Genomic DNA, 24,343 nt, shown 5'->3' on the forward strand with positions numbered 1-24,343 from the left:
ATGCAGCGGCCTTTTTTCATGGCAAAACGCTAGGTTTAAGCGTACCGCGACAGGTCAAGCCCGTGCCATGTGTCGAAACACTCCTCCGGCCGCAAGCCTTCCACCGGCGTTGGTTGGTAACCGCCAGTGAAGTAGGCGAAAGACATCTCCGCCGCGCGGGCGGTGCGGAAATCGGTGACGCTGTCCCCGACATAGAGACATTCCTCGACGGTCAACCCCAACGCGACTGTTGTATGCACTAATGGCAGCGGATCGGGCTTCTTCGCGGGTGTGCTGTCCCCACCGGTTATCACGTCGAAATAACGCGTCAGATCAAGCTGGTCGCACAGGTCGCGGGCCGGGATTTCCGGCTTGTTGGTGCAAAGCGCCATCGGCAAATCCAGCATATCGAGCGTTTCGCGCACCCCGTCGAAAAGCCGCGTCAGCGTGGTCAGGTCCCTGGCATAGGCGCGGTTCATCTGCGCGTAATGCGGGGTCAGGTCGTCCGGTACGCCGCCGGTCGCGCGAAGGCAACGCTCCACCAGTTTCTCGATGCCGTTGCCGACGAAGCCGATCACCTGTTCCAAGGTCACAGGATCGCGGCCCGCATGGGACAGCATCACATTCGCCGCCGCATGAATGTCAGGTGCGGAATGGACGAGCGTCCCGTCGAGGTCGAAAATTACAGCCTTCATCCGACCAAAGCTAAGCCCGTTCAGAGATGTCCGCCAGCCTATTTTACGATGATCTCCGGCCCCATCATCAGAGTCGGCAGCCATGTCGAGATGAACGGCACATAGGTGACGATGATCAGGAACACGAACAGCACGGCCAGGAATGGCAGCGCCGCGCGTACCACGGCCATCATCGGCATCTGCGCCACGCCCGAAGTCACGAATAGGTTGAGGCCCACGGGCGGCGTAATCATCCCGATTTCCATGTTCACCACCATGATAATGCCGAGATGGATCGGGTCGATACCCAGCTCGATCGCGATCGGGAACACCAACGGGGCCACGATGACGATCAGGCCGGACGGCTCCATGAATTGCCCACCGATGAGCAGGATGATGTTGACCATCACAAGGAACATCACCGGCCCCAGCCCCGCCGCCAGCATCGCATCCGCGATGTGTTGCGGGATTTGCTCGTCGGTGAGGACGTGTTTCAGGATCAGCGCGTTGGCGATGATGAACATGAGCATCACCGTCAGCTTGCCTGCATCAAATAACGTCGCAAACGTGTCCCGGTGGAAGAACGCCGTGACCAATGCGATGGGGCGGTCCAGCAGCGTCAGGTTGCGCTGCCCGTCAATGGTCTTGAGCGGCCCCATGTCACGGTAAATGAACGTCGCCACGAAGAACGCATAGACGGACGCGACGGCGGCCGCTTCTGTCGGCGTAAAGATCGCGCCGGTCAGGCCGGGGATGCCGTAGATGCCGACCATGATGATGATGATGAGCATCAAACCCCAGAAGGCGTCTCGGAAGCTCTCGAATATCTCGCCCCAGCCCTGCCATTCACCTTTTGGCAGGTTTTTGATGCGGGCCATGACGTAGATGGTAATCATCAGCATCGTACCGGCCAATATGCCCGGCAGCACGCCTGCCAAGAACATCCGGCCCACCGACACGTCGGTGGCGGAAGCGTAAACCACCATCACGATGGAAGGCGGGATCAGGATGCCCAGCGTGCCTGCGTTACAGATCACACCTGCGGCGAAGTCCTTGGTGTAGCCGACCTTGACCATCGCCGCGATAACGATGGAGCCGATGGCAACCACGGTGGCGGGCGACGAGCCGGAGAGGGCAGCGAAGATCATACAGGCAAGCACGCCTGCAATCGCCAAACCGCCGCGCAAGTGACCAACGCAAGCGATGGAGAACCGGATGATCCGTGCCGCCACACCACCCGTCGACATGAAACTCGACGCGAGGATGAAGAACGGGATGGCCAGCAGGGTGTAGTGGCCCGCCATGGCCTGAAACAAGGACGCTGCAATGGAGGCCAGAGATGTGTCGCTGAACATCAGCAGGAACAGCATGGACGATAGACCAAGAGAGACAGCGATCGGGACACCGATCATCAGCATGCCGACAATCAGCACAAAAAGCAGAACCACATCCATTGACTTAAGTCCCTTGCTTATGTGTCGCGGTGAGGTCCTCTATGGCCTCCTCCGCTTCATGGCTGACAATCATCGTGTGCTGCGTGCCGCGCAGCACCTTGATGAAAGCCTGCACAAAGCGCAGCAGGATAAGCGCGCAGGCGAATGGCAGCATGGTGTAGGGGACGAAATCCGGCAGCTTGGAGTAGCTGTCACCGTCGTTGATCAAGTCCGCCAGAAAATTCAGGAAGAACGGCATGGGCACCTGATCGGTTTCCATGAAAGCACGGCTACGGGTCTCGATGAAGCCTGTCGGGAACCAGCGGCCCGACGTCACATCCAGCCCCGCGAACGGTGCCCAGTAATCGTAGGCCCCTTTCATCAAAAGCACGGCATAGACGACACAGATCAGGGCAGAGACGATCAGCACGCCCTTGCGTGGCCCCTTGGGCAACACGTTGGTCAGCGCGTCGACGCCCAGATGGGTATTCTTCTTGATGCCGTAGCTGATGCCCAGAAGGACCATCCAGGCAAACAGCATCAACACCACCTCAAGGCTCCAGATCAGGGAGGCGTTGAAAACGTAGCGGCGGATCACGTTGACGAATGTCAGGATCACCATGATGCCGAGCATGAGCGCGATCGCGTTTTCCTCAAGCCGGTCGATGAAGCGCCCAACGGCGCTTGGCTCGTCTTCTTGGTGGTGCACGTGACTTCCTCCCCGAAATCAGACGTCTTCTTTTTGCAGGCAGGCGCGACCACAAAGCCGCGCCTGCCCGTTTTTGTTATAGCCCGATTAGTTCTGGGCGTTGATCTCTTGCGCGGCGGCGATGTTCTCAGCACCAACGTCGCCTTCAAACTGCGCCCAGACGGGCTTCATGGCTTCGACCCAAGCAGTCCGCTGCTCAGGGGTCAGTTCCCGCACTGTGCCACCGGCGTCGAGGATGGCCTGCTTGGCCTCTTCGTTTACCTTGGTGGAATCGGCGTTGCGTTCGACAGTGACCTCTTCGAGGATCGTCAGGAACTGTTCGCGCACGTCTGCGTCAAGGCTATCCAGCCAGTCGACGGAAGCCACGACCATGTAGTCGATGATGCCGTGGTTGGTCTCGGTGATGCCGTCCTGCACTTCGAAGAATTTCTGGCCGTAGATGTTGGACCAGGTGTTTTCCTGACCGTCGACAACACCGGTTTGCAGCGCGCCATAGACCTCTGCAAATGCCATTGGTTGCGGCGACGCGTCCAAAGCCTGCATCTGGGCGACCAGCACGTCAGAGGGCTGCACGCGGAATTTCAGTCCGGCGGCGTCGGAGGGCATCAGCAGTGGCTTGTTGGCAGAGATTTGCTTCATGCCGTTATGCCAGAATTGCAGACCTTGAAGACCACGCTTGGCCATAACGCCTTTCATGGCCTCGCCGGCTTCCGAAGTCTGGAAAGCGTCCACCGCGTTGATGTTCTTGAACATAAACGGCAGGTCGAACAGGCGGTATTGCTTGGTGAAGCTCTCGAACAGGGACAGCGACGGTGCACCCAGCTGAACGTCGCCTTGCAGAATGGCCTCAAGGACTTGCTCGTCCTTATAGAGTGTCGAGTTCGGAAACACTTCCATGCAGGCCTTGCCTTGCATCTCGTCATTCACGCGCTGCTCCAGCAGCGAGGCAGCGATGCCTTTTGGGTGTTTATCGGTGTTGGTGACGTGGCTGAACTTGATGACCACTTCGCCGTCGTCGCACGCAGCAGCAGCGACACCCGGGACAAGAGCGACAGCGGCGACGCAAGCCGCCTTAAGAATAGATTTCATGGTTTCCTCCCATTGGAATTTCAATCGGACGGGAAGCCCCGCCGGACGCTGCGAGCATTGCAAGAAGGGTGATAGCCGCGCAAGGGACTCCTTCGTCGAATGTTTTCCTTTTATATATCAAATATATACGCGTTTTTTACACTGCCGATAATCAAGAAATTCTGAAATCTCGCACTTTTTAGCAATGCCGCACCCTGAAAATTGCGGTATTTCGCACTAATCCCGCCACGATTCGAGACCTCATGATCGCCCCCCTGTTCCCCAAAACGCTGCGATATCCGGTGATCGCTTTTCTGGTTCTCAGCCTCGCGCTTGTGACCGCCAGCTATAATTTCAGCTTGAGGTCAGGGCTCGACCGACTTGCCCGCTCCGGCAGCGTTGTCGTGGCTCAGTCCGCCGATCGCCTGATCGCGCAGTTGGAAAGCTACCGCGAGCTGACGGACCTGATGTCACGACACCCGCAAGTCGCTGCACTCATCGAGAACCGCTCGACCGTGCCGCGCACCTCGGAGTTTCTGTTACGCATCGCGCTGACCACCGGAGCGAAGGAAATCCACACCTTGGACGCAGAGGGCAAAGTGCTGGCGTCATCAACGTTCGACGACAACGCGCAGATCATCGGCACGGACTGGTCGCAGCGGGCCGACGTCATGGCTGCCAAGACGCGCCGTATGGGCGTGTTTCACTCTGCGGATGTTTACGGCAGGCGCAGCTATTACTTCGCGCGCAGCGTTTTGGCGGATGACGGGCAACCGCAGGGATACGTGGTCGTCAAAGTAAACATGGACGAGTTGGAGGCGGAGTGGCGCATTGACGAGAATGTGGTGACTTTCTTCGACGACGCGGGGATCGGGTTCGTCTCAAACCGCCTTGCAGTGGCTCTGATGCGCGACGAAACCATTGCGCAAGTTCCGCCAACAGCATTCGACTATCCACTGGCCTTGGTGACGACGTTTCCGGAATACGAAATCCATCACGCCGGCGGGCACGCGCTCTGGCAGTTTCAGGACGCGGCAGAGATGCCAAAGCGTGCTTTGGTGATCTCCCAGGATGTGCCGCTGATTGAGATGACAGCGCGGGCATTCATGGACGCCGAACCGGCGCTCTCTGACGCGCGCCTCTTGGCAGCCTTGACCGCGGCGATGCTATCGCTGTTCGGGTTGGGCGTCGCCATCTTCGTGCAAAGCCGCGCAAGACTGGCTGACCGGTTGCGGCTGGAGGAAGAAGCCAACTCGCAGCTTGAAGCCCGCGTCGCCAAACGCAACGCGCAACTGCAAAAAGCGCAGGACGACCTGATCCACGCGAGCAAGCTAACGGCGTTGGGGCAAATGTCGGCGGGGATCAGCCACGAGTTGAACCAGCCCCTCTCTGCCATCCAGAACTACGCCGAGAATGCGAAGAAGCTGATAGAGCTGGGACGTGATCCCGATGCCCGCGAAAACCTGACGTTAATCTCGGAGCAGACGCAGCGTATGGGGCGCATCATCCACAACCTGCGCGGGTTTGCCCGAAAGGAAACCGAACCGCTTGAGCGCGTGAATGTGGCCGACGTGCTGGAGGCGTCTCTGGGCTTGGCCGCGCAACGGGCTGTGTCAGAAGGTATCGTGTTCAAGGTTGACACGATCACGGACGCATGGGTCGATGCAGGCCACGTCCGGTTGCAGCAGGTAATCGTTAACCTCTTATCAAACGCCATGGACGCGTTGGGCGATAGCGCGGTCAAGGAAATCTCTGTGTCGCTGACCCGGCGACGCGGGCAGGTCCAGCTTGTCATCGCCGACACCGGCCCGGGATTGGCGGACATCGACCGGGCTTTTGAGCCATTCTACACCACCAAGGAAATCGGGGCTTCGAAGGGTATGGGCCTCGGGTTGTCTATTTCCTATGGAATTATAGGCAGCTTTGGCGGCCTGATCAGCGTTGAAAATCTGGAAGGCTCGGGTGCCGCGTTCACGGTCACCCTACCAGCCCTGACCCTACAAGAGGCCGAAGAATGACGCCCAGTTTGCTTTTGATTGAGGACGACGCAGCTTTGCGGCGATCGCTTGCGCAAAGCTTCGAGTTGGCCGACTTCACGGTAATCGCCGCGTCCAGCTACGTCATGGCCAAGCCGCACATCACCCGCGACTTCGAAGGGGTGATCCTGTCCGATATCCGCATGCCGGGCAAAGACGGATTCGATGTGCTTGCCCGGGCGCGAGAGGTCGATCCCGACTTGCCGGTGGTTCTATTGACTGGGCAAGCTGACGTCCCCATGGCGGTGCGTGCCATGGCGGAGGGTGCCTATGATTTCCGCCAAAAACCCTGCCCGCCGGAGCAACTGATAGAGGTCGTAAACCGCGCAATGGAACATCGCGGCCTCGTCCTGCGATCGCGCAACATGGAGCGGCAGTTGCAAGCAGGCGATGCGGCGGCGTCGAACTTTCCGGGCAGTTGCAGGGCGGTGCAGCGACTGCGAGAAGCGCTACGGCAGGCCGCCGGACTGCCTGTTCACATCTACCTGCACGGGCCAGCAGGTGCAGGCAAACGGCTGGCTGCACACACTATCCACGCCTTGTCCACCGACAGGCAACGCTTCATTTCGCTGTCCCTGCGTGACACCAGTGCAGAGGCGCTCAGAGAGTTGGACCTGACGTCCCAACCGACCGACCTTTCGGTCAAATCGCTGGGCGTCGCCACATCCGCGCAGCAGGCCGCCTTGCTGGGATTGATGGAGCGGTTCCCCGAGCTGCGCGTAATCGCTTCATCCCCAGAGCAGCTTCAACATCTGCGCGAAAACGGACTTAGGGACGATCTGTTCTACGCCTTGGACGTTATGCAAATCGCCATACCCACCCTCGCCGACCGGCGCAAGGATCTCGCCGTGATCTTCGAAGCGCTGGTCCGTCAGACCGTGCGCGGCATGAACGGCGATATGCCGGAAATCCCCGAAAGCCTCTATGCCTCTGTGATCGCGCGAGACTGGCCGGACAACCTGCCCGAATTGCGCAACTTCGCGCGCAGCTTCGCGCTTGGCTTAAACGTCCAGAAAGCCGCATCCATCGGGGCGGAACTTACTTTGAACGATCAGATGAGCGCGTTTGAGAAACTGGTGCTGACCGATACTTTGCGTCGCCTGGGCGGCAAGACCGCCGATGTGGCCGATGCTCTCGGCCTGCCACGTAAGACATTGTATGACAAGCTTACCAAGCACGATTTGAAGGCTAAGGACTTCCGGAAGCCCTAACCTGTCTTCAGCCCGCCCAAGGCTTCGGACAATCCGGACACCAGGTCCGGTGCAATCAACTGGCCCTGCTCCTTGTCAAACGTCTCGCCGAAACGGCCCACGGACAAGCTGCCTTTCAGGTCTGCACCAAAGAAGCCTGCCGAAGTCTTGGCTGCGGCCATCACGCTCGCGCCACCACCCTTGCCCGGGGAAGCAGACAGGATGACCATCGGCTTGCCTTGGAACACTTCCTTGTTGATGCGCGACAGCCAGTCGAAGATGTTCTTCCACGCCGCTGTGTAATGCCCGTTATGCTCCGCGTAAGAGATCAGCAGCGCATCGGAATCGCCGATCTTAGCGTAGAACTTTCGGGCCAGATCAGGGACGCCGCCCTCTGCTTCGCGTTCCGGGCTGTAGATGGGCATCTCGTAGTCGTGGATGTCCAGCATCTCGACAGTAGCCTCGGGCAGGATGTCCCGTATAAGAACCTCGCTGGCGTGCGTCACCAGACGCTTGTTGATGGAGTTGCCGCTGTTCGAGGCGGCAAAGGCTAGTACTTTCATGTTTCAGGCTCGTTTGGTTATATCAATTTGAAAGCAATGTGACGCATTGCAAAATTACACGCAACACCGCCTCACGCGCAGGTTCTGTGCAAAAATAAAGCCCGGCGCTGTGGCCGGGCTTTTGAGAGTGCATCTATTGGCCAGTGCTATCGCACGACATAAACCGAACAGGTTGCATGTCGAACAATCCGTGCTGCGTTAGGCCCAAGCAGATAATCAGCGAAATCCGCCTTGCTGGCACCGACCACGATCAGTTCCGGGTCGGATTTCTTGGCCAGCTTCAACACCTGCTCGTAAGCCCGGCCAGTTGACACGATATGGCGCACCTTGGCGTTTTGTGTGTCGTCGAGCGCCCCGGTCACCAGTTCGTTTAGCTGCTTTTTCGCCTCTTCCACCATCTTGTCATGGTGATCCTTGCTGAAAAAGCTACCCACCGAACTCATGCCATAGTCAGGTACAACAGCGATCACATCAAGCTGCGCGCCGTCAAGCGCCGCCATGCGGGCGGCGGTCTGGATGGTTTTGACGTCGTCCTGACCGTTGCTGATGTCAACTGCGCATAGAACCGATTTCGTCATGCGGGAACTCCTTCACGAGAGGTGCGGGCACGGCCGCGTTGCAACAGTGCGACCAGCCCCAAGAGGATCAGGGCCGGAATGAAGACCCACTCTTTCGCCATCTGGTTCGACGGCGCTTTTGCCGTGACGATCTGCACCGGTTCGTCGGCGTAGAAGTCGAAGCTGCTCATCGTGTCAGAGAACGGCGTGCCAAACATCGGCTCATCCATTTTGACGACCCCGTCCTGTTCAAGCAGCATAATGCCAAACTCGTCCAGCCGCTCTTGCTCGGTGCCGTCGCCAGTGATCGGCATAACCAGAGTCGTCTCCTTGCTCTCGCCTGTGTCGAAGTCCGGTCCGGAAACGATGATCCGCAGCTCTTGCCCATCCGAGGCCTCACCAACAGCGGTTGCAAACCCAGCCGGCTCGATGATCTTGAACGGTGGCTGGATGCGGTCCATCACGAAGTCCGGTCGGAACAGCGCGAAGGCGATGAGGATCAACGCGACGCTCTCGTAGATGCGGCTTTTGGTTAAGAACCAGCCCATGGTCCCCGCAGTGAACACAAGGATCGCGATGGAGGCAGTTATGAAGACCAGAATGCCCTGCGCCCATCCGACATCAATCAACAACAAATCGGTGTTGAAGATGAACACGAACGGCAACGCCACGGTGCGCAAGCTGTAGAAAAATGCCACAAAACCGGTCTTGATCGCGTCCCCGCCCGATACAGCAGCGGCGGCAAAGCTGGCAAGGCCCACCGGCGGCGTCACATCGGCCATGATGCCGAAGTAGAACACGAACAGGTGCACCGCGATCAGCGGCACGATCAGGCCCGATTGCGCGCCCAACTCCACCACGACACCCGCCATGAGCGAGGAAACCACGATGTAGTTCGCCGTCGTCGGCAGCCCCATCCCGAGGATCAGGCTAAGCAGCCCCACCATCACCAGCATCAAGATCAGGTTCCCGCCGGACAGGAACTCGACCAGATCGGCCATCACCTGCCCCACACCCGTCAACGTAACGGTGCCGACGATCACGCCAGCGGTTGCGGTCGCAAGACCGATACCGATCATATTGCGGGCACCGTCGATCAATCCCTGGATCAGGTCCAAGACACCCGCTTTGATGGCATTGGCAGTGTCGCTCTCACCACGGAAGATCGCCTTCAGCGGGCGTTGGGTCAGCAGAATGACGAACAGCAACATCGTTGCCCAGAAAGCCGACAGGCCGGGGGACTTTTGCTCGATCATCAGGAAGTAGACCAACACGATGATCGGCAGCAGATAGTAGAGGCCGGATTTGTAGATTTCGCCCACGACGGGCAGTTCCACTTCTTCCGCGTTGGGGTCGTCCGGCTCCAGATCGGGAACACTCGACGCCAACCACAACAGCGCGACATATGTTGCGAAGATCAGCAGCGACATGACCGTGCCGGAGGCGTCCGGCATCGCGGACACGATCCACCCGACCGGATATTGAACCCCGTAGCACAAACCCGCGAACCCGAAGAAAAACAACGCCATGCCGCCGATGGTCTTGCCCATCGACACGACGCGGTTACCAAGGACCGGCATGTTGCTCTTCACCGCTTCGAGGTGAACGATATAGACCAGCGCGATGTAGGAAATCGTCGCGGGCAAGAAGGCGTGGGTGATAACTTCCACGTAGGAAATGCCCACATATTCCACCATCAGGAAGGCCGCAGCCCCCATGACGGGCGGCATGATCTGCCCGTTGACGGAGCTTGCCACTTCCACAGCGCCGGCTTTCTCGGAAGAGAAACCCACACGCTTCATCAACGGGATAGTGAACGTGCCGGTGGTGACCACGTTTGCGATGGACGAGCCGGAGATCAGGCCCGTCGCGGCAGAGCCGACAACCGCAGCCTTCGCAGGCCCACCCTTGAGGTGGCCCAAAGCGCCAAACGCCATTTTGATGAAGTAGTTGCCCGCGCCAGCCTTATCCAGCAGCGCGCCGAACAGCACGAACAGGAAGACAAACTTGGTCGACACGCCAAGCGCGATACCGAACACACCTTCGGATGTGATCCACATGTGGCTCATAGCTTTCTTAAGCGACGCGCCCTTCCAGCGGATCACGTCAGGCACCAAGTCCGACGCGCCGAAGAAGACATATGCGAGGAATATCGTGGCGATGATCGCCATGGCCGGGCCGAGCGCCCGACGCGCACCTTCGAAAAGGATCAGCAGACCAGCGAGCGCGAACCACTTGTCCACGTCGTCGGCCAGACCGCCAGCATCGACGATCTTCTGATAGAAAACGAAGCCATACATCGCGATGAACGCGCCCAGCAAGGCCAGTATCCAATCCGCGATGGGAATGTAGTGGCGCGGGCTCGACTTGAACGCGGGATAGGCCATAAACGCCAGGAATATGGCGAAAGCCAAATGAACCTGCCGCGAATTGTTGATGATGTCGCCGGGCAGGATGTAGTTCGACAAGGGCGACGCCAGAAGGACCTGAAACAGGGACCAGACGACTGCAACGACGGCGAGAAGAAGGCCAACTGCCCCGGCCGGGGATCGTGCGCCGGCGTCGGAGGAGGCCACGAGATCCTGTAGCTCTTCCTCGCTCAAGGCGCGGTTCTGAGATTGATTGTCTGTCATGTGTCCCCCGGTCGGAATGGCCGAATTTTATCGACGCTTTTTGTTCTATTGAGGTCGTGTGGGAGGGGCGTTGCCGCCCGCTCCCGTCAGGTCGATGATTACTCGATCCAACCTTGCTCTTTGTAGTATTTCGCAGCGCCGTCATGCAGCGGAGCGGACAAACCGGCGGTCGCCATTTCTTCCGGCTTCAGGTTCGCGAACGCAGGATGCAGCTTTTTGAAGTCCTCGAAGTTCTCGAAAACCGCGCTGACCACGGCATAGACCGCATCTTCAGATACCGCAGTGGATGTCACGAAGGTTGCGCCGACACCGAACGTATTCACGTCGTTGTCGTTCCCGCGGTACATTCCGCCCGGAACGGTGGCCGTCCGGTAGAACGAGTTGTCCGCGATCAGACTGTCGACCACGTCGCCGTCAACAGCCACCAGCACCGAGTCACAAGCGGTCGTCGCTTCCTGAATGGTGCCCGACGGGTGACCAACGGTGAACACCATCGCGTCAATCTGGTTGTCGCACAGAGCGGCCGACTGTTCTGCAGGCTTCAACTCGGAGGCCAGCGTGAAATCGTCGGTAGTCCAGCCCTTGGCTTCCATCAGCACTTCCATGGTGCCGCGTGCGCCCGACCCGGGGTTGCCGATATTGACGCGCTTGCCTTTCAGATCGTCGAAGTTGCTGATTCCTGAGTCAGCGCGTGCCACGACCGTGAACGGCTCCGGATGGACGGAGAACACTGCGCGCAGATCTTCGAACGGCCCTGCTTCTTCGAATTGCGAGCTGCCGTTATACGCGTGGTACTGCCAGTCGGACTGAGCCACACCAAATTCCAGCTCGCCTTCACGGATGGTGTTGATGTTGTAGACCGAGCCGCCGGTGGATTCGACCGAGCAGCGGATTCCGTGCTCTTTGCGGCCCTTGTTCACCAGACGGCAAATCGCGCCGCCGGTCGGGTAATACACGCCGGTCACACCGCCGGTGCCGATGGTGATGAACTCCTCAGCGAAAGCTGCCGGTGCCATCATGGCCCCTACGGCAAAGCCTGCGACGGAAAGTTTCAGGTTAATGGACATCAATATTCTCCTCTTTTTGATGTTCGTTTCGGCTTGGGGTCTAACGATCCCAAACCTCGTTCAATGTGCGGTTCCGGTCCTCGACCAACGCAATTCTATCCCTTGCTTCGGTTCCCCCGCGACCGGCCAACATGCCGATCATGATCTCAACAAGCACAAGAGTCGACGCATAAGACGAAAAGAAATGCGGACTCTGCGTGGGTACGATGAAACTTGCAGACGCGAAGATCAAGGCGGGGCAGGTGTGGGTGTCGGTAATCACGATGACGAAAGCGCCCGAGGCTGACGCTTCCTTGGCCGCATTAATTGTCAATTTCGCAAAGGGGGGCTTGGTGATGACGACCAGGACATCCTTGTCGGAGATGCCGACCAGCCCGCTTGCCATCGACGCCCCCATCCGGTGCGCCATCGACCAGTTGTCAGCGATGAAACTGGCCATGTAAGTCAGATATTCAGCTATACCTGTTGACCCCAACGCCCCCGCAACCAACACGCGCCGCGCAATGTGCAGGCGGTCCACACACATCTCAATCGTGGGGATGTCCAGATGGGTGCCCATCGCTTCAAGATTGGTTGAGCACGCAAGCAGATGGCTATTGAGAAAACTTTGATCGCCATGATCATGACGCTTTTGCAGATCCTCGACACGGCTTGAAAACGACCCGGCGTGCCGCTCCATGCTACGGCGGAGCACCTCGCGCAGGGCGTCGTAACCGTCATAGCCCAAGGCTGTCGACATCCGCGAAAAGGTGGCCGGAGACAGCTTTGCATCCTTGGATACCGCCCGCAAACTGCGCGTAGCGACATCGACGGGGTTCGCGACCACGAAATCCGCAGCCTCTTTCAACTTAGCGCTGAGGGTCGCGTATCTTCCCGCAAGCTGCTGTTCGAACGAATGCTGCAAAAACCGCCCTCCCAGTCGATCTTCTGACCAACATGTGTTTCATCTGTTTCATATCTAGTCAATAATTGAATCGTGTGTTTCAGTGCTTCGCGTCACCCAGCACAGGATCAATACCGTGTCACACATATTCCCACGCCATACCAAAGCCAGCCTACCCACCGTCGCGCGCGGCGAGGGCGTTTATCTTTACGATCAAAGCGGTAAGGCCTATTTCGACGGCTCCGGCGGCGCTGCTGTTTCGTGTCTTGGGCATGGTGACAAAGAGGTCACCGACGCCATCAAGACCCAGCTCGATTCGGTCGCCTTCGCCCATACCAGCTTTTTCACCTCCGATCCGGCGGAGCGACTGGCCGACAAACTGATCGAACACGCACCAGAGGGTATCGACCGCGTCTACCTCGTCTCCGGCGGATCGGAGGCAATGGAAGCCGCCCTGAAACTTGCACGTCAGTATTTCGTCGAAACCGGCCAGCCCCAGCGGCGGCATGTCATTGCACGACGGCAAAGCTATCACGGGAACACCCTTGGCGCCTTGGCGACGGGCGGCAACGAGTGGCGCCGCGCGCCCTTCGCGCCGATGCTGGTTGAGACCACGCACATCTCACCGTGCTTCGAATATCGCGGCAAGCGCGATGAAGAAACGACCGTCGAATACGGCCTACGCGTCGCGAACGAGCTGGAGACAGAAATCCAGCGGCTTGGCGAGGATAGCGTCATCGCATTTGTCGCGGAGCCTGTCGTGGGGGCCACCGCCGGGGCCGTGCCCGCCGTGGAAGGGTATTTCAAGCGCATACGCGAGATTTGTGACCAATACGGCGTCCTGCTGATCCTTGATGAAGTCATGTGCGGCATGGGCCGAACCGGCACGCTGTTCGCCTCAGAACAGGAAGGCATCACCCCCGACATCGTCGCAATCGCCAAGGGGCTTGGCGCGGGATATCAGCCGATTGGCGCTATGCTATGCTCGGCCAAGATTTACGAGGCTATCGAATCTGGCAGTGGCTTTTTCCAACACGGGCACACCTATGTAGGCCACCCGACCGCCAGCGCGGCCGCGTTGGCGGTGCTGACCAAGCTGACCGATGGCGGCTTGGTGGATCGCTGCGCGGTGATGGGCGACAAGTTGCAAGACGCGTTGCAACAGGCCTTCGGACAACACCCGAATATCGGCGATATTCGCGGGCGCGGGCTGTTCAGGGCGCTGGAGTTCGTCGAGGATCGTGAGACGAAAGCCCCCTTTGCCCCCGACCAGGCGCTCCACAAGACATTGAAGAAAGAGGCGTTTGAGGCTGGCCTGATCTGCTATCCTATGGGTGGCACGATAGACGGCAAACGGGGCGATCATATCCTGCTCGCCCCGCCGTTCATCATGGAAGACGCCCATCTGGACGAAATCGTCACCAAGTTGCAAACAGCGATCGACCGCACATTATGACGCCCCTGCCCCGCCTCATGGTGGCACCGACGGGCGCACGCCGAACCAAGGCGGACCATCCGGCGCTGCCGATCACCCTGCCGGAAATCATCGCTACTGCCAAAGCCTGCCACGCCGCTGGCGCGGACGGGCTACATCTGCATGTGCGGGATGCCGAGGGGCGCCATAGTTTGGATGCGGGCCTGTATAGCGAGGCGTTAGCAGCCCTCGCGGAGATCGTGCCTGAGATGTCGGTGCAGATCACGACCGAGGCGGTCGGCATCTATTCACCGGCGGAGCAACGCGCGGTGGTCGAGACTGTGCAACCAAGCCTCGTCTCGGTTTCCCTGGCAGAGATAACAGGAGACGGCGATCTGGACACCGCGTTAGAATTCTACACCAACTGCCGGACCTCCGGCATCGCTGTGCAGCATATCCTCTACAGCGAGGGCGACCTGCGCCTCATGTCGCAGTTGCTGGACAGCGGGAAACTGCACGCAAGCGACTTGCAACTGATCTTTGTCCTTGGCCGCTACACCAAAGGCCAGACCAGCGCGCCCGAAGACCTTCAGCCGTTCACCGACTGGCTGGCGGCAAGTGACCTTGACGCCGATTGGGCGGTCTGCGCCTTCGGCCCGCGCGAAACAGATTGCCTCGTCGCGGCCCATCGCCAAGGTGGCAAGCTGCGCGTCGGGTTCGAAAACTCACTTTGGAACAGCGACGGCTCGCTGGCGAAAGACAACGCCGAGCGCGTGGCCGAGGTTGTCCGGGCCATCGCCTGAATATGGCTAGACGAAGTCGATATGTTTGTTGAAAGGCATCTCGCGAATGCGCTGCCCCGTCGCCGCGAAAATCGCATTCGCCAAGGCCGGTGCAGCGGGTGGCACGGGCGGCTCCCCGATGCCTTTGACGGCGCTGCCGTTCTCCAGACCCTTCACGAAAATCTCGGGGCACTGAGCAAGCCGCATCCCCTCGTGGGTATAAAAATTCGACTGCTCCGCCATGCCGTCCGAGTAGGTGATCTCGCTGTTCATCGCGTGGCCCAGCCCCCAGATCACGCCACCTTTCATCAGATTGTCAAAGTTGATGGGGTCGATCACACGACCCACATCGGCGGCGACCCATACCTTGTCAATCTTGATGCCACTGTCGGTATTGGTGACCTCCACGACCTCCGCCACGGGCACGCCAAAGGACAAGACAAACGCCACACCACGACCCCGATTTGGTCCGAGGTCACTGCCCCAGCCCGACATCTCGCCCACCGCCTCCAGAACCTTGCGCGAAACATCGTGGTTCATTAGCCGAAGCCGTTCCTCCAAGGGGTCAGCTCCTGCGGCGTGGATCAACTCGTCCAAAGCGCAATCCGAGAAGAACCCGCCGCTTGACGCCCCGACCGCCCGCCAAGATGAGGTCGGCGCAAGCTCCGGCACCGCATAGCCACGCACGCGGAAGTTGGGGATCGCGTAAGGTTGCTCCCAAGCGCCCGCGACGATCTGGCTGTCGGCGCCGGGGACCGATTGACCAAGCCGCCCCATCTGGGAGCGGGACGAGGACACGGTCGCGATCTGCAAGTCATGCGCGACCACCTTGCCGTCTTTCACAGCACCCTTGCTGCGGCTCATACCGATCTGACGGGTGAAGTCCTGCGCGAAATCCTCTTCGCGGCTGAAGGTGATCTTGACCGGCGTCCCGCGCATCTGGTTCGCGGCCTCGACCGTTGCCGTGATGTTCAAGAACTCCAGACGGTGGCCGAAACTGCCGCCGCCATACTGGCTATGGAAGTGGATTTGCGCCGTCTTGTGGCCTGTTATCGCGGCAATTTTATCGACGGCGAAGCGCGGCATTTGGTGCGTCGCCCAGACGTCCACGCGATCATCGGTAACCTTAGCGACAGCGCTCAACGGCTCCAGCGGTTGGTGCGCAACATAAGGCGCGCGGTATTCGAGTTCGAGCGTTTCGGCTCCCTCCATCACTGCGTCCACGTCGCCCTCATTGCGCCACTCGGAATCCAAGCGCTCCTCGGTGAACGAGGCCGCGACCTCCGCCCAATGCCCGTCCTGCTCTGCCGGATAGGGGGCAGCGGCCCAGTCGTATTCAATCGCATCGGCAGCCTGGAACGCAGTCCACGTATTGTCAGCCAGAACCGCCACCCCGTTGGTGATTGGCACTACCTTGCGGACGCCTTTCATGGCCTCCGCCGCGCTGGCGTCATAGCTGTTGAGTGCCGCACCCTTGCGCGGGTTCATGCGCACGGTGCCGTTGACCATCCCGTCCAGATACAGGTCGATGCCGTAGGTCATCGTGCCAGTGGACTTGGCGACCACATCCAGCCGCTGCATGTTACGTCCCACCATCCGCCATGTGCTGGGGTCACGCAGAGGGACGTCGGTGACGGGATCAAGTGTAGCGGCATCCGCCGCCAGTTCAGTGTATTTTAACTCAGTGCCGTCAGGCAATTGCACCGCGCCACCCGCCGTTTTCAGCTGCTCCACCGGAACGCCCGTTCTTTGTGACGCGGCCAGCTTCAGCGTTTCACGCGCCGATGCACCCGCCGCGCGCAGCTTCTCGTAACTGTCAGGCGTGGAGCTTGAACCGCCCGTCACCTGAGCGCCAAGAACCTTGATCGCCGCCCCCATGGCCGAGCGCATTGTCTCTGCCGCGAACCCCTTGTCGGTGGGCATGAACGGCACAGCTTCACTCGCCATAGCGGTGTTGTAATAGGCAGCACTCGGGACGCCGAAACTGGTCTCGAACTGGCCGAATTCAATGTCCAATTCTTCCGCGATCAACGCGGCTTGCATGGACGCGACCCCCTGCCCCGTATCCGCGTGCGGCACGATCAGGGTTACCGCGTCGCTGCTGACTAGGACCCACGGGTTGAACGTGGCCTCGCCCTCCGAAGCCTGTTCGGCCAGCGGGTTGTCATGCGGCTTGTGCACCACATAAGTGCCGAAGGCCACGCCCCCCGCCAGCGCGACGGAGCCCACTAGAAACGACCGGCGTGCGATTGTGCGTGCTTTGCCCATATCGCTAAGCCCCCATCTTCGCGGCGGCACTTTTCACCGCGGCGCGGATGCGGGGATAGGTGCCGCAGCGGCACAGGTTGCCGGACATGGCGTCGTCTATGTCCGCATCACTTGGCGCCGGATTGTCAGCCAGTAGCGACGCCGCCTGCGTCATCTGCCCTGACTGGCAGTAACCACATTGCGCGACCTGAAGCTCGATCCACGCTTCTTGAACGGCATGCAGGGCGTCGGGCGTTCCAAGCCCTTCGATGGTCGTGACCTCGCCCTCCAAATCACCCACGGGTATCTGGCAGGACCGCACCGCCTCGCCATCAACATGCACGGTGCAAGCCCCGCACTGCGCGATGCCGCAACCATATTTGACGCCCGTGATCTGCAACTCGTCGCGGAGTACCCAGAGCAAAGGCATGTCCGGCGGGACATCTACATCATGGGTCTGTCCGTTAACGGTGAGTTTCATGCGGCTCTCCAAAGCGTGGCTGAGCCTTACAAATTGAGACCGGACCCCGTTTTGTCAAGCTGACGCGAAGTTAACTCTGCGGCACGGCGAACCGTCAAACGGTCGCATCAGCCCTGCTGTCCAGATGTCCTCAAACCGCCCGAACCAAGCGCAACGCATCATAGATTGCCGCGTGCGTGTTCCGTGCCGACACGGCATCCCCGATCCGGAACAACTGAAATTTGCCGTCGGGGTTCCGCAAGGTCGTTTGCGGCACGCAGGCGATGAGCGCCTCATGATCCACCGCCCCGCCGTTGGAACTATCAGGTTTCAACGCGTGATACAGATCATCCATCGGCAGCGTGCCGTAATTGACCACCACCTGATCGTAATCCGCCTTGTGGGTGTGATCGCTATAATCCGTGCCGATTGTGGCAGTCAGCTTGTTGCCCGACCGCTCCACCCCCAACAGGCGGCGGGTCACTGTGAAGGTGACCTCCTTGTCTTGCAGCGAGCGCATATACGGCACGAGGTTCATCGCCATGATTTCCGGCGCGAAGACGCGGTCCGGTGTCATGACCTCGACTTTCGATCCGGCATTGGCGGCAACCTCGGCGGCTTGCAGACCGGGATGGTCGCCGCTTTCGTCGTAGATCAGGATATTCTCGGCCGGCTTCACATCGCCGGAAATGATGTCCCACGCCGTGACGACGTGCTCTGCCTCTTTGCCGGTCTCGAACAGTTCGGTATTCGGCATGCCACCTGTCGCGACGATTACCACGTCAGGCTCCAAAGCCAACACGTCCTCAGCCTCGGCCCATGTATTGAAGCGGAAATCAACGCCGCGGGCAGCGCATTGCGCCATGCGCCAGTCGATGATCGAGATCATCTCGCGGCGGCGCGGGCTCTGCGCGGTCAGCCTGATCTGCCCACCGGGATCGGGCTGCGCCTCGAACACCATGACGTCGTGGCCGCGCTCAGCGGCAACCCGTGCGGCCTCCAGACCAGCGGGACCAGCGCCGACGATCACAACCTTGCGCCGCGTTTTCGCGGGCTCGATCTTATGCGGCATCGTCAGCTCGCGCCCGGTGGAGGGGTTGTGGATGCACAGCGCCTCCCCCGCCTGATAGATGCGGTCAAGGCAGTAGGTAGCACCGACGCAGGGGCGAATATCCTCCTCCCGCCCTTCCATTATTTTCTGCACGATATGCGGGTCGGCCATGTGGGCGCGGGTCATGCCGACCATGTCCAGCAGCCCCGACGCGATCGCGTGGCGCGCGGTTGCCACGTCCGGAATACGCGCCGCGTGGAAGGTGGGCATACCGGTCGCCTTGCGCACCTCGCCCGCGAAATCCAGATGCGGGGCGCTCTTCATACCTTGCACGGGGATCACGTCGGTCATCGCCGGATCAGTTTGGATGCGCCCGCGAATGACGTTCAGGAAATCCAACTGGCCGGAGGCGGCCAGCTTCTTGGATATCTCGATCCCCTCCTCCGCCGTGATGCCACCTTTCTGCGCCTCGTCGGCGGTGTAGCGGAAGCCCACGATAAAGTCGTCGCCCACGCGCTTGCGCACGGCGGCCAGCACGTCCATCGGAAACCGCATCCGGTTTTCCAGTGTGTCGGCACCGTATGGCCCCACCAGATCGTTGGTCAGCGGCGACCAGAACTGGTCCAGCAGGTGGCCGTAAACCTGCAACTCGATCCCGTCCATGCCACCTGCCTTCATCCGCTCAGCGGCGTCGGCGAAGTCGGTTATGATCCGCTCGATGTCCCAATCCTCGATCAGTTTCGGGAAGGCCCTGTGCGCGGGCTCGCGGTGTTTGGAGGACGACACAGACGGCAGCCAGTCGCCCTTGTTCCACGTTGTGCGCCGCCCCAGATGCGTAAGCTGGATCATCATCGCGCAGCCGTGTTCATGGCAGCTGTCGGTCAGCTCCTTGATCCAAGGGACCACTTCGTCCTTGTAAACCAACACGTTGTTGAACACTGGCGGGCTGTCCTTGGAGACCGCCGCAGACCCCGCCGTCATCGCCATCGCGACGCCAGCCTTTGCACGTTCCTCGTGATAGGCGCGGTAGCGTTCCTTGGGCATGCCATCTTCGGGATAGGCCGGCTCGTGACTGGTCGTCATGATCCGGTTTTTCAGCGTCAAATGCTTGAGCTGATAGGGCTGCAACAGCGGGTCGGTGGACATGGCGTCATCCTTTGCACAAACAGGCTTTTGCCGACGCTGGCCAAAAACAAACCCGCTGTCAATTTTCACGGTGACAGCGGGTTCTTGTGCTTACTCTGCCGCTTCGGCGTAGTCTTCCATAGGCGGACAGGTGCAAGTCAGGTTACGGTCGCCCCAGACGTTGTCCACGCGGTTGACCGGAGGCCAGTATTTGTCCACGCGGAACGCTCCACGCGGGAAGCAACCGACCTCACGCGTGTAGGGACGATCCCAGTCCTTCACCAAGTCTTCCATGGTGTGGGGCGCGTGCCTGAGAGGACTTTTTTCGATCTCCATTTCGCCCTTCTCGATCGCGGCAATCTCCTCGCGGATAGCGAGCATGGCGTCGCAGAAGCGGTCCAGCTCGGCTTTGGTCTCGGACTCGGTCGGCTCGATCATCAACGTTCCAGCCACTGGCCAACTCATCGTCGGCGCGTGGAAGCCGCAGTCGATCAAACGCTTCGCGATATCGTCCACCGTCACGTGGGCGCTGTCCGCAAAGGGGCGTGTGTCGATGATGCACTCATGCGCAACGCGACCAGTTGGTCCTTTATAGAGCACGTCAAACGCGCCCTCCAACCGTTTGGCGATGTAGTTGGCGTTCAGGATCGCCACACGTGTCGCCTGCGTAAGCCCTTCGCCGCCCATCATCAGGCAGTAGGCCCAAGAGATCGGCAGCAGGGAAGGCGAACCGTAAGCAGCAGCGGAAACAGCGCCACCTTCACCGGTAGCGGGATCAGACGGCAGATGCTTGATCAGGTGTTCTTTCACCCCTATCGGCCCCATTCCTGGCCCGCCGCCACCATGCGGAATGCAGAACGTCTTGTGCAGATTGAGGTGGCTGACATCGCCGCCCAGATCGCCAGGCCGCGACAGCCCGACCATCGCGTTCATGTTGGCCCCGTCGATGTAGACCTGACCGCCATTGTCATGGGTGATCTGGCAAATCTCGATCACGGTTTCCTCGAACACGCCATGCGTGGACGGATAAGTGATCATGCAGCCCGCCAGATTGTCGGCGTGCTTTTCGACCTTGGCGCGGAAATCGTCGAGGTCGATATCGCCGTTTGCCGCTGATTTGACCGGCACGACCTTCCAGCCGACCATCTGGGCCGAGGCCGGGTTGGTGCCATGCGCCGACATCGGGATCAGGCAGATGTTACGATGCTCTTGCCCGTTGGCGCGGTGGTAGCCAGCAATGCTCAACAGGCCCGCCAACTCGCCTTGCGCGCCGGAGTTCGGCTGCATGGAGATCGCGTCATAGCCGGTGATCTCGCACAGCTTGGCGGACAGATCGTCGATCATTTCGCGGTACCCTTCGGCCTGATCGACCGGAACATACGGGTGCAGAAGCGAGAATTCGTCCCACGTCACCGGCATCATTTCCGCGGCCGAATTCAGCTTCATCGTGCACGATCCCAGCGGGATCATGGCGCGGTCCAGAGCGAGGTCACGATCCGCCAGACGGCGCATGTAGCGCATCATTTCCGTCTCGGCGCGGTTCATGTGAAATACGGGGTGGGTCAGGTAATCCGAAGTGCGCAGCAACGCTTCGGGGATGCGGTATTCGGCATCCAGATCGGTGTCACGATCCGCGATCCCGAACGCACGCCAGACGGCGCGGATGGTGTCGGGGCGGGTGCGCTCGTCGATCGTGATCCCCACACGGGTGTCCCCGACGCGGCGCAGGTTGATGCCCTCGTCCACGGCCGACTTCAGCACTGCCTCTTGCAGCGATCCGACATCGACCGTGATCGTGTCAAAGAATGTCTCCGGCTCGATCTTGAAACCTTTTTCCTCCAGCCCGCGCGCCAGACGCACGGTCTTGCGATGGATGCGCTGTGCGATCGCTTTCAGTCCTTCAGGCCCGTGGAACACCGCATAAAACCCCGCCATAACGGCCAGCAGTGCCTGCGCGGTGCATACGTTGGAGGTCGCCTTCTCGCGACGGATATGCTGCTCGCGGGTTTGCAAGGATAGGCGGTAGGCGCGGTTGCCGTGGCTGTCGATAGACACGCCGATGATGCGCCCCGGCATGGCGCGGACATGCACCTGCTTGGTCGCCATATAGGCCGCGTGCGGGCCACCATAGCCGACAGGCACACCAAAGCGCTGCGTGCTGCCGACAGCGATGTCCGCGCCCATAGCGCCGGGTTCCTTGAGCAAGGTCAGCGACAGCGGGTCAGCTGAGACGATACCGATGGCGGATTGCTCATGAAGTTTCGCGATCTCGTCCGTGAAGTCGCGCAGGGTGCCGTAAGTACCGGGGTACTGGAACACCGCCCCGAACACGGCACTTGGGTCCAGATCATCGGGATTGCCGACGATGATCTCAATGCCCAAAGGTTCCGCGCGGGTTTTCATCACGGCGATATTCTGCGGGTGGCAATTCTCGTCGATGAAGAATCCCTTGGCCTTCGACTTCGCAACCCGTTGCGCCATGGTCATGGCTTCGGCGCAGGCGGTGGCCTCATCCAACAGGGAGCCGTTGGCGATTTCCAGCCCCGTCAGGTCGGACACCATCGTCTGGAAGTTCAACAACGCCTCCAGTCGCCCTTGGCTGATTTCCGGCTGATAGGGCGTGTAAGCCGTATACCACGCAGGATTTTCCAGAATGTTGCGCTGGATGGCAGGCGGCGTCACAGTGCCGTGGTAGCCCTGCCCGATCAGAGAGGTCAGCACCTTGTTCTTGCCGGCCACCTGTTTCATGTGGTGCAGCAATTCACGCTCGGATTTGGGCTTGCCGAAGTCCAGAGGAGCCTTCTGTCTGATCTCGGGCGGAAGCGTGTCGTCAATCAGCGCGTCCAAGTCTTTCGCCCCCACGACCTTTAACATCTGCTCCATCTCAGCCGGTGACGGGCCGATATGGCGGCGGTTCGCAAAATCGTAAGGCAGGTAATCGGTGGGGGTGAAAGTCATGATAGCGCTCCGCTCAATCAATCATTGCTTTGTAGGCGTCTTCGTCCATGTAGTCGTCCATCTGGGACGCGTCGGACGGCTTGATCTTGAAAAACCAGCCTTCGCCAGTGGCATCCTCATTCGCGAGGCTCGGGTTGTCAGCCAGCGCGTCGTTGACCGCGACAATCTCCCCGTCCAGCGGGGCCGAAATGTCGGATGCCGCCTTGACGGACTCGATCACGACGACCTCGTCATCTTTGCTAACCTCGGCACCCACTTCGGGCAGTTCGACGAAAACAATGTCGCCCAGCTGTGTCGTTGCGTGTTCGGTGATGCCGACAACGACCACATCGCCTTCGCTGCGCAGCCATTCGTGTTCTTCGGTGTATTTCATGAGGGTTTCTCCGTGGGTTAGCGTTTGAAATTGGCCGGTGTGAACGGCATCTTGGTGACGGTCAGAGGCAGCCTTTTGCCGCGCAACTCGCCGTAGACCTTGGTGCCGACAGCCGCATGTTCGCTTGGAACGTAGCCCATCGCAACAGGTCCTTCGACGGTCGGGCCAAATCCACCCGACGTGATCTGGCCGATCTGTTCGCCGCCTTCAGCCTCTGCGAACAACGGCACACCCTCGCGCATCGGCGCACGGCCTTCGGGAAGCAGGCCGGCGCGTTTACGCGAGGCACCATTCTCAAGCTCCGCAAAAATCGTATCTGCGCCGGGGAAGCCTCCTGCGCGATCGCCGCCGGGACGGCGCACTTTCTGGATGGCCCATATCAGTCCCGCTTGCACGGGAGTCGTATCGGTGTCGACGTCATGGCCGTAAAGGCACAGACCGGCCTCCAAACGCAGCGAGTCCCGTGCGCCCAGCCCGATGGCTTCCACGTCGTCATGATCCAGCAAAACCTGTGCCAAAGCCTCGGCCTCTGCGTTTGGCACCGAAATCTCATACCCGTCTTCGCCAGTGTAGCCGGAGCGCGACACCCAACATTCCGCGCCGTTCAGCGTCAGCGTGGCGACGTCCATAAAGCTCATCTCGGCGGCGGCGGGGTTCAAGGCACTCAGCACCGCCTCGGCAGACGGCCCCTGCAACGCCAGCAAACCGCGATCTGTAACCGGGGTTACACTTACATCGGGTTCCAGATTGGCCTTCATGTGGGCGATGTCGGCATCTTTGCAGGCCGCATTTACCACCACAAAAATGTGGTCGCCGCGATTGGCCAGCATCAGGTCGTCAGTAATGCCGCCCGCGTCATTTGTGAAAAACCCGTAGCGCTGGCGGTTCTCTTCCAGCCCAACAATGTCGACGGGGATCAGGCGCTCCAGCGCCAGCGCCGCGTCGTCGCCGGTCACGATCACCTGCCCCATATGGCTGACGTCGAAGAGGCCCGCTTTGGCCCGCGTATGCAGGTGTTCTTTCATCACGCCCAGCCCGTACTGGACTGGCATCGAATAGCCCGCGAACGGCACCATCTTCGCACCGAGGCGCACATGGAGATCATGGAGTGGTGTCTGCAACAGATCTGACATCTTCCGGC

The 24,343-nt window shown here is 60.0% G+C and carries 19 protein-coding genes; 4 read left to right on the forward strand and 15 right to left on the reverse strand.

The features are described 5' to 3' along the window. Positions 1 to 35 precede the first annotated feature (35 nt). From gph to THALAR_RS08575, 4 genes are all read right to left on the reverse strand, one after another. Positions 36 to 674: a phosphoglycolate phosphatase gene (gph, locus tag THALAR_RS08560; protein WP_021101129.1), complete on the reverse strand. Its 639-nt coding sequence runs from the start codon at positions 672 to 674 to the stop codon at positions 36 to 38. Between the two features lie 38 nt (positions 675 to 712). Continuing rightward, the gene (locus THALAR_RS08565) at positions 713 to 2,107 is read right to left on the reverse strand and encodes a TRAP transporter large permease (RefSeq protein WP_021101130.1); all 1,395 of its coding nucleotides are present in this window, start codon (positions 2,105 to 2,107) and stop codon (positions 713 to 715) included. A 4-nt stretch (positions 2,108 to 2,111) separates the two neighbouring features. Then, a complete protein-coding gene (locus THALAR_RS08570; protein WP_021101131.1) occupies positions 2,112 to 2,795 on the reverse strand; it encodes a TRAP transporter small permease in 684 nt (227 codons plus the stop codon). Between the two features lie 87 nt (positions 2,796 to 2,882). Beyond that, entirely contained in the window at positions 2,883 to 3,884 is a 1,002-nt protein-coding gene (locus THALAR_RS08575) for a DctP family TRAP transporter solute-binding subunit (protein ID WP_021101132.1), read from the reverse strand. A gap of 242 nt (positions 3,885 to 4,126) precedes the next feature. Between THALAR_RS08575 and THALAR_RS08580 the strand changes: the two genes are divergently transcribed. Together THALAR_RS08580 and THALAR_RS08585 are read left to right on the forward strand one after the other, a co-directional pair. Further along, the gene (locus tag THALAR_RS08580) at positions 4,127 to 5,881 is read left to right on the forward strand and encodes an ATP-binding protein (protein WP_021101133.1); all 1,755 of its coding nucleotides are present in this window, start codon (positions 4,127 to 4,129) and stop codon (positions 5,879 to 5,881) included. Then, positions 5,878 to 7,110, forward strand: a complete 1,233-nt coding sequence (locus THALAR_RS08585) for a sigma-54-dependent transcriptional regulator (protein WP_021101134.1) — start codon at positions 5,878 to 5,880, stop codon at positions 7,108 to 7,110. The genes THALAR_RS08580 and THALAR_RS08585 overlap by 4 nt, the downstream gene beginning before the upstream one ends. Here the strand turns inward: THALAR_RS08585 and THALAR_RS08590 are convergent. From THALAR_RS08590 to THALAR_RS08610, 5 genes are all read right to left on the reverse strand, one after another. Next, positions 7,107 to 7,652, reverse strand: coding sequence for an NADPH-dependent FMN reductase (locus THALAR_RS08590; RefSeq protein ID WP_021101135.1), 546 nt, complete (start codon positions 7,650 to 7,652; stop codon positions 7,107 to 7,109). The two genes, THALAR_RS08585 and THALAR_RS08590, sit on opposite strands and share 4 nt — an antisense overlap. Positions 7,653 to 7,798: 146 nt before the next feature. Beyond that, positions 7,799 to 8,230 carry a universal stress protein gene (locus THALAR_RS08595; RefSeq protein WP_021101136.1) on the reverse strand — a complete coding sequence of 144 codons (432 nt, stop codon included), beginning with the start codon at positions 8,228 to 8,230 and terminating at the stop codon, positions 7,799 to 7,801. Continuing rightward, a complete protein-coding gene (locus THALAR_RS08600) occupies positions 8,227 to 10,842 on the reverse strand; it encodes a TRAP transporter permease (RefSeq protein WP_021101137.1) in 2,616 nt (871 codons plus the stop codon). Before THALAR_RS08600 ends, THALAR_RS08595 begins: the two co-directional genes overlap by 4 nt. A gap of 98 nt (positions 10,843 to 10,940) precedes the next feature. Then, positions 10,941 to 11,909 carry a TAXI family TRAP transporter solute-binding subunit gene (locus tag THALAR_RS08605; protein WP_021101138.1) on the reverse strand — a complete coding sequence of 323 codons (969 nt, stop codon included), beginning with the start codon at positions 11,907 to 11,909 and terminating at the stop codon, positions 10,941 to 10,943. Between the two features lie 40 nt (positions 11,910 to 11,949). Next, positions 11,950 to 12,813, reverse strand: a complete 864-nt coding sequence (locus THALAR_RS08610) for a MurR/RpiR family transcriptional regulator (protein WP_021101139.1) — start codon at positions 12,811 to 12,813, stop codon at positions 11,950 to 11,952. 115 nt (positions 12,814 to 12,928) lie between these two features. Between THALAR_RS08610 and THALAR_RS08615 the strand changes: the two genes are divergently transcribed. Together THALAR_RS08615 and THALAR_RS08620 are read left to right on the forward strand one after the other, a co-directional pair. Beyond that, positions 12,929 to 14,248 carry an aspartate aminotransferase family protein gene (locus THALAR_RS08615; RefSeq protein ID WP_021101140.1) on the forward strand — a complete coding sequence of 440 codons (1,320 nt, stop codon included), beginning with the start codon at positions 12,929 to 12,931 and terminating at the stop codon, positions 14,246 to 14,248. Beyond that, positions 14,245 to 15,009 carry a BKACE family enzyme gene (locus THALAR_RS08620; RefSeq protein WP_021101141.1) on the forward strand — a complete coding sequence of 255 codons (765 nt, stop codon included), beginning with the start codon at positions 14,245 to 14,247 and terminating at the stop codon, positions 15,007 to 15,009. Before THALAR_RS08615 ends, THALAR_RS08620 begins: the two co-directional genes overlap by 4 nt. A 6-nt stretch (positions 15,010 to 15,015) precedes the next feature. Here THALAR_RS08620 and THALAR_RS08625 read toward each other — a convergent pair whose 3' ends face one another. The 6 genes from THALAR_RS08625 to gcvT form a co-directional block, all read right to left on the reverse strand. Then, positions 15,016 to 17,256 (reverse strand): xanthine dehydrogenase family protein molybdopterin-binding subunit, encoded by a 2,241-nt coding sequence (locus THALAR_RS08625; protein WP_021101142.1) that lies wholly within the window; start codon positions 17,254 to 17,256, stop codon positions 15,016 to 15,018. 4 nt (positions 17,257 to 17,260) lie between these two features. Continuing rightward, positions 17,261 to 17,716 (reverse strand): (2Fe-2S)-binding protein, encoded by a 456-nt coding sequence (locus THALAR_RS08630; protein WP_021101143.1) that lies wholly within the window; start codon positions 17,714 to 17,716, stop codon positions 17,261 to 17,263. Between the two features lie 130 nt (positions 17,717 to 17,846). Beyond that, positions 17,847 to 19,892, reverse strand: a complete 2,046-nt coding sequence (locus THALAR_RS08635) for an NADH:flavin oxidoreductase (RefSeq protein WP_021101144.1) — start codon at positions 19,890 to 19,892, stop codon at positions 17,847 to 17,849. Between the two features lie 90 nt (positions 19,893 to 19,982). Further along, positions 19,983 to 22,829 (reverse strand): aminomethyl-transferring glycine dehydrogenase, encoded by a 2,847-nt coding sequence (gene gcvP, locus THALAR_RS08640; RefSeq protein ID WP_021101145.1) that lies wholly within the window; start codon positions 22,827 to 22,829, stop codon positions 19,983 to 19,985. Between the two features lie 13 nt (positions 22,830 to 22,842). Then, positions 22,843 to 23,202 carry a glycine cleavage system protein GcvH gene (gene gcvH / locus THALAR_RS08645; protein ID WP_021101146.1) on the reverse strand — a complete coding sequence of 120 codons (360 nt, stop codon included), beginning with the start codon at positions 23,200 to 23,202 and terminating at the stop codon, positions 22,843 to 22,845. A gap of 17 nt (positions 23,203 to 23,219) precedes the next feature. After that, positions 23,220 to 24,335 carry a glycine cleavage system aminomethyltransferase GcvT gene (gene gcvT, locus THALAR_RS08650; RefSeq protein ID WP_021101147.1) on the reverse strand — a complete coding sequence of 372 codons (1,116 nt, stop codon included), beginning with the start codon at positions 24,333 to 24,335 and terminating at the stop codon, positions 23,220 to 23,222. Positions 24,336 to 24,343: the final 8 nt, after the last annotated feature.

The sequence above is a fragment of the Litoreibacter arenae DSM 19593 genome (assembly GCF_000442275.2).
Lineage (GTDB): Bacteria > Pseudomonadota > Alphaproteobacteria > Rhodobacterales > Rhodobacteraceae > Litoreibacter > Litoreibacter arenae.